At 57.7% G+C, this 6,000-nt stretch carries 4 protein-coding genes; 1 reads left to right on the top strand and 3 read right to left on the bottom strand.

All coding sequences use genetic code 11. From position 1 onward, the window contains the following. Positions 1 to 1,772, bottom strand: a 1,772-nt coding sequence (locus MK323_07260) for a class I SAM-dependent methyltransferase (GenBank protein MCH2481958.1), incomplete at its 3' end; no start/stop codon positions are given. Positions 1,773 to 1,980: 208 nt separating this feature from the next. Then, positions 1,981 to 2,898, bottom strand: a complete 918-nt coding sequence (locus MK323_07255) for a glycosyltransferase family 2 protein (protein MCH2481957.1) — start codon at positions 2,896 to 2,898, stop codon at positions 1,981 to 1,983. A gap of 223 nt (positions 2,899 to 3,121) precedes the next feature. On the opposite strand from MK323_07255, the gene MK323_07250 reads away from it, so the two are divergent. Then, positions 3,122 to 3,760: a pyridoxamine 5'-phosphate oxidase family protein gene (locus MK323_07250; GenBank protein ID MCH2481956.1), complete on the top strand. Its 639-nt coding sequence runs from the start codon at positions 3,122 to 3,124 to the stop codon at positions 3,758 to 3,760. Between the two features lie 16 nt (positions 3,761 to 3,776). Here MK323_07250 and MK323_07245 read toward each other — a convergent pair whose 3' ends face one another. Beyond that, positions 3,777 to 5,999: a GNAT family N-acetyltransferase gene (locus MK323_07245; GenBank protein ID MCH2481955.1), complete on the bottom strand. Its 2,223-nt coding sequence runs from the start codon at positions 5,997 to 5,999 to the stop codon at positions 3,777 to 3,779. Position 6,000 lies beyond the last annotated feature (1 nt).

Here is a 6,000-nt window from a genome sequence, read left to right as displayed (position 1 = left end):
TCCGCCCCAATGGACTGGTGGTTGTGTATTTCAGTTTGTAGGGAAGCGAGTTTATCCATAATTTGCTGGTAATCTCTTATCTCGCTAATTACCGAGTGCATGCTCTGAATGACAAGAGGCTCATCGGGCAGCCAGTTAAGGAACTCAGGTCTCGAACGACCCGTGATCTGCGCCTGAATATCGGCTTCTAGGGCGATGTAGCGTGTGATGTCCGAGGCGGTGATTGCAAATCCACTGTCAGCAAAAACGGCTTCGACAAATGCCTGGCGCGTATAGGTGCGGCCATCGGCGGGAACGCCGAATCGCGTGATCGCAGCCATCAGCAGCAGCAACGCACGAAGTACACAGTGGCCGAATTCCACGTCTGTGGTCAGGCACCACTCGTTGTCAATGATTACTGGCGTATCGACATCCTGAAGGATGATGTTCTGCGGAATCACGTCCAGATAGTTGCCCGGCAACCGATCCGTAACCCTTGAGATGCTTCGAATCTCGCCTTCTCCACGGCGCAGTATCTCCAGGATAGCACCGTAGCGGCGCACAAACCCACCAGCGGCTCCGGTGGACCAGCCGTCTCTACCCATCAGCTCGACAAATTCCTGAGACAGCAACCGGCCCGAGGTATACCGCACGTTTTGCGGGCAGTCAAAACGAACCGATGCGGAATCGGAATTGTCAGACACACTCTCCGGGCACAACCGCCGGTACGACACTGTGACGTCGTTTGTTGCGTCGACTGAAAAACATGCTTCACGACAGTACTGCGGCGCGCGGTCGGTGCTGTAGTGCCAGGCCAGTACTTCACGCTTGGGTAAAGCGTGCGAAGCGTGCGCCCCCACGACCAGAAATGAATTGGCGAGATCAAGCCCGAGCCCATTCCGGATTATCTCAGGCCATACCCTTTCGGGTGCAAAACCCAACAGCACCGGTAGCTGGGGATCCCGTCGCACGCTCTGCCAGGCCAACGCGCCGGCATCAAATCCATCACTGCAAAAACCCGCCTCGGTCACGATCGAGACCGGCAGCTTGTAGTCCGGGAACGGCGCCATAAATGCCGTTGCATTCAGACCCGCAGTGCTCAACCGATGCACCAGGTCCTGGCGGCCGTAGGTTCGCGGCTGCGATTTTTCGTAGCGACCTTCCACGCCGTACATCGCTTGCCCGATATGATCTTCCGGTGCACCGGCAAAATATTTAAGACCCAACTGATTTTCGATGGCAAGAATCACGAACCCTTCGGGTTTCAGCAAAGAAGCCACTTTGCTGAGCATGGTTATTGCTGGATCATCGTCGCCATCGTCCAGGGCCGCATACTCCAGCACCCCGATCAATGTGACCACGTCAAATTTTTGTGGCGTCTCAAACGCCGAGAGTTTTTCTGCAACGACCGTCACATTGTCCAGATCGCGCGTGCGCGAGCGGGCGATACGCGCACGGCGCAAGCTGCCTTCCAGGGCCAGCACTGAAGCACCGCATTCACCGAGGTAACGACTGAGCGCACCACAACCCGCGCCGATCTCGAGGACGTCGTGGTCTTCGGTAATCTCAAACGGTCGCAGGATGTTGGCACGCAGGCCCGATAGATGATAGGTGGTCGGCCAGTCTGCACAGTGCTGCCGGAGTTCTGGCGAGAGTGAAGAGATATCAGACGCGGTGTCAATGATGTGCTGTAGCTGTTGCTCTGTTTCCTCACCGTCACTGTAGTCAATACTGTTAAATTCTGGCTGTGACCAGACACCGGTCGCAGGGTCCAAGTGGTAATCTGACTGCATTAAGGTGTGTTTGAGACTCGAAGGCAATCTGAATAACTCTCTTTAGGATGATCCACTTTCCGGGTCAGGCGACTTCGGTGTGGTGGCCCCTGTAACAGCGGCACCCGGGTAAGTTCCCACCCGACTATTGTAAGCGCACAGTAGACCGAGTACTTGATCGCTCGAATTTAGAACGCTGGCTTTGAGCACTGACTCGAAATCTTTAGTGTCAGCGCGCCGCATCCAGACGGCCATCCCGGTCCCGAAACCCATCGGCAATGCCCCGACACATCATTTTGAGGTTTTCTACCCTGTCTCCGGCAAACAGCGCAAACATCACGAACATCATCAGCAAGCGAAGGACATCGGTCTGTTTCCACCGTATCGTGGGGTAAGACCGGCGATACAGCAGCACACTGTTGCGGTAGATATAGTAGTAGCGAAACGGCTTGTGTATAGGCAGGTAACGCCAGCGGCCAAGCCAGACGCGAAAAGTCCGCTCACCCAAACTGTGCCGCATCACTGCGTCACAGACACCGTAAGACCGCCAGCCCCGGTGATGGGCACGTAGAAACCATTCGGTATCGACGTGATCAATAAAAAGGCCTTCATCCATAGTGCCGATCTCACGCAGTGCGCGGGCGGAAAACAGCGCGCCCGATGAGATCAGCACATCCGCTGGAATCACCTGTCGGACACCGCATTCTGTGCAGAAACACTTCTTGAAGCGAAATCGGCGGAACTGAACGAAAAACGATGGATGGCTGCTCTGCACACCCACATATCGGGCACCCACTGCCGCAACACGGGAATCCGGAGCGCTGGACGATACCAGCGTTTCAGCCAGCACGCTGACCATATCCGGTTCCGGCAGCGTGTCCTGATCCAGGATCAGTACCGACCCGGCACCCCGTTCCAGGGCCTGTTGGATACCCACATTATGCGCATAACCCAAACCCCGATTTTCACCCAGACTGAACCAGCGGGTCTTCGCAAATTCCTCGACCAGCGCCCGGATTGAATCAGCTGCAACTGAGCCGTTGTCCACCACAATCAGCTGTTTGACCTGCGGCACGGTACGACCCAACTGCTCACGCAGTACAGACAGGTCCGGATTAAACGTGGTCACAACCGCCACGGTCGACATTGTCTTGTCCGCTTGATTCAATTCTGTTCGGTGCGCCGGTGCGGCATAAAGATTCGGGGGGTACATTCCGGGAGAAATTCGTGGGGCTAACCACACAGATAACCGATCGCGGCCTGAGTAAAACCTGACCGGGTGACTCAGTTGTGGCATAACTAGGAACTTAATTTCGCCTATTGTGCCCTTTTTTGCCGTAAACGAGAAATCAGCAACCGACATCTTGCCTATGAATACGATGCAAACCCCGGAACTTGAAGAGGCTACGTTCTATAACGACCTGCCGCAAACGCTTGAAAAAGCCTGGTTACTGCTCGAGGATGCTGCCCGCAACAGGCACTCACCCATGCACACCCCCGTGCTGGTCAGCTGTGGCAAAGATCACACTGCCCGTGCACGCACGGTGGTCCTGCGGGATACCGTTCGTACCACACGTGAGCTGCACATCCACACAGACAGCCGTTCTGCCAAGGTCGAAGAACTGCACCGCCAGCCGACGTGTCAGGTGCTCACCTATCACCCCGACGAAAAGATCCAGCTTCGCCTGGACGCGACTGCGATCATCCATCAGGAAAACGACGTTGCCCGCGAAATCTGGGCACAGACACCACTCTCCAGCCGCCGCTGCTATCTCGCGCAAGAAGTGCCGGGCTCAAGCGCCGGCATGCCCACCTCCGGTCTTCCAACTGACCTTGAAAATCGCGTACCCGAAGCGGCCGAGTCAGAAGCGGGGTTTTGCTACTTTACCGCGGTGATCATCAAGGTTGAACGGCTCGAATGGCTCTATCTCGCAGCCCAGGGTCACCGCCGGGCACAGTTCGATTGGGCTGCCGACGGGGCTGTTACCAACCGCTGGCTGGTGCCGTAACCGACCGAACAACCGTTTAGGTTCGCACACTCCCCGGCGACCCGTAAGCGCATGTGGTAGTGGGCGTCTTCGCTGCCTCACAGTAAGTGCTGATCGTCCGTTGCAACAGTGCAGTCACATCGTTTCGGCCAGCCAGGCCTAGAACAGCCGCACAGTCAGCCCAGGACCGCTTCTGCAGCACCTTGAGTACCAGACACAGCGCACCGGTTTTGTCCTGCGGCCCGGCCAGCTGATCGGTGAGCAGGTGGTAGGAGACCGTGACCAGTTCGGCGACACATTCTGCGTAACCGCGCTGCCCCGCTGCAAATGCACTTGCCGTGAGCAACTCATCGGGATCGGGTGATTTGGCTTTTAAGCCTTTATTCAACAGACACAGCACCAGACTCGGGTCGGCTTTTCGAAGAGGATCTGCCAACTGATCCGGCAGACGACGGCTAAAAAGGTGCGCGGCGCGGCGCGTGAGGTACTCCCCGGCCGTGGTCAACCCTGTCAGCATCAACAGCGCGTTAGCTCCGCTGGATTTGCCCTGGGTCACCCCCAGCCGGATGGGCTGCATGGCAGCCTTTGACCAGAAGTCCACCAGTTCCAGATCGGCAGCGAAGCTGACGCCCAGACAATCGTGTCCTGTCTGATGCGCGTCTTTGGCAATACAGTTAATCAACCTTGATCCCAGCCCCTGGCGCCGCAGTTCAGGACGAACTGCGATACGCACAATACGCTGATACGTCAGCTGCGGTGCGGTCTCAATGCCAAGATGAGTGCCGATCGATACGGGCAACAGATGGCCGCGGGGTCGACGGCGACCACGTATTACATCGCGGGCAAGGTCTGCGGCCAATCCTCCTTCGCGCACCACCAGGGCGGCGCCCACAATTGCAGACTGACAGCAAACGCCGTAGACCGACACACCCGGGGCATCCAGCAGGTAACGCAGGTCACTGGGGCGGGTGCGGTAGTGCGATGCCACCAACAGGCCAAACAACTGGTCGAGCCGATTACGATTTTGCACCAGGGCATGGCGATCAAGCCGCTCGGTGTGGAAGCCGCGGGTTGGATCTATCGGCCTATCCGCCGATGTTGTCGCCCCGGCATCCAGCATCAATGCGCGGAATATAAAACGTTCCAAGGGATCGCCGGCTGCCCAGCGCACAGGGGTTATCAACGTAACCCGGCGCTCGCCCCGCATTTGCGAAGACAGCAGCGGACCAAAGCGCAGTTCGAACCCCCGGCCAGTGCCCTCGTAGCCGTGTACCGTGGTCGCCAACGCCAGACGGCTGCTGTTTTTCACGACTGCCGTTAACAGCGGCAGGGGTATGGCGGCTGCCTCATCAATCATGACCATGGTGTCGTCAGCAGTCCGGTCACTGATCCGGTCTGGCGCCAGAAACTCTATCGATGAGTTGCACCATCGCAGCCGGTTCTTGGATCGTCTGGCCTCCGGCAGTAACCGGGCCGCGTGGTCCAACAGGGTGGTGACAGTTTCCCGCTGCGGGCCAGTGACGACAATTCGGCCTCGCCCCTGCCGTAAAAGCCGTGCGGCAGCGATCCCCAGTGCGGCAGATTTTCCCCGGCCCCGATCCGAGATCAGTATGGCCGGTTTGCGGCGCTGCCCAGTGGCGGCACGGATCACCGCCTCCACCGCGTCGACCTGATCGGATGTGACGCAGTCCGCATCGTTTAACTCAGTATCGGTCTCCGGTTCACGCTGTAACCTGGGCAAGCGACCGCGTACCACACCGGTCTGGTCCAGCATCAAGACCCCTGTTGATTCGGCAATAGATCGTTGTAGATGAGAAAACCAGCGTGGCTTGATGTCGGTCTCTGAATAACCGAACGCCGTAAAGCGGGTCCGTACGGGATCCGCGTAGGTTGACCAGTGCGCAAACGGGGGCATTAATAGACACAACTGCCCACCACCTCGGATAGTTCCGCTGACTGCACCCAGAGCATCGACATCGAACCCTGAGCGACCGTTGAACACCACCACATCGTAGGTCTGCCCCAGAACCTGATGGGCCTTTTTAGCGGCCACTGCATCGAAGCCTGTCATCGGATGAGTACCGATCCACAGTCGGGCGGAACCCATGTCGGACCCGCTGTAGATATCCCGCGCCGCATCCAGGCACCATGCCTCACTTCCGGTCAGTATCAATCCACTGCGATGGCGATTGGTTTTTGACACCGTTGCCAGTTCTGACAACGCCTGCGCACGATCAATCTTAAGTGTGGGCAGTTCCATG

The organism is Gammaproteobacteria bacterium (assembly GCA_022450155.1).
Classification (GTDB): Bacteria; Pseudomonadota; Gammaproteobacteria; order Arenicellales; family UBA868; genus REDSEA-S09-B13.
Note: the sequence above shows the minus strand (reverse complement) of the source record. Positions and strands in the feature narration are given on the sequence as shown.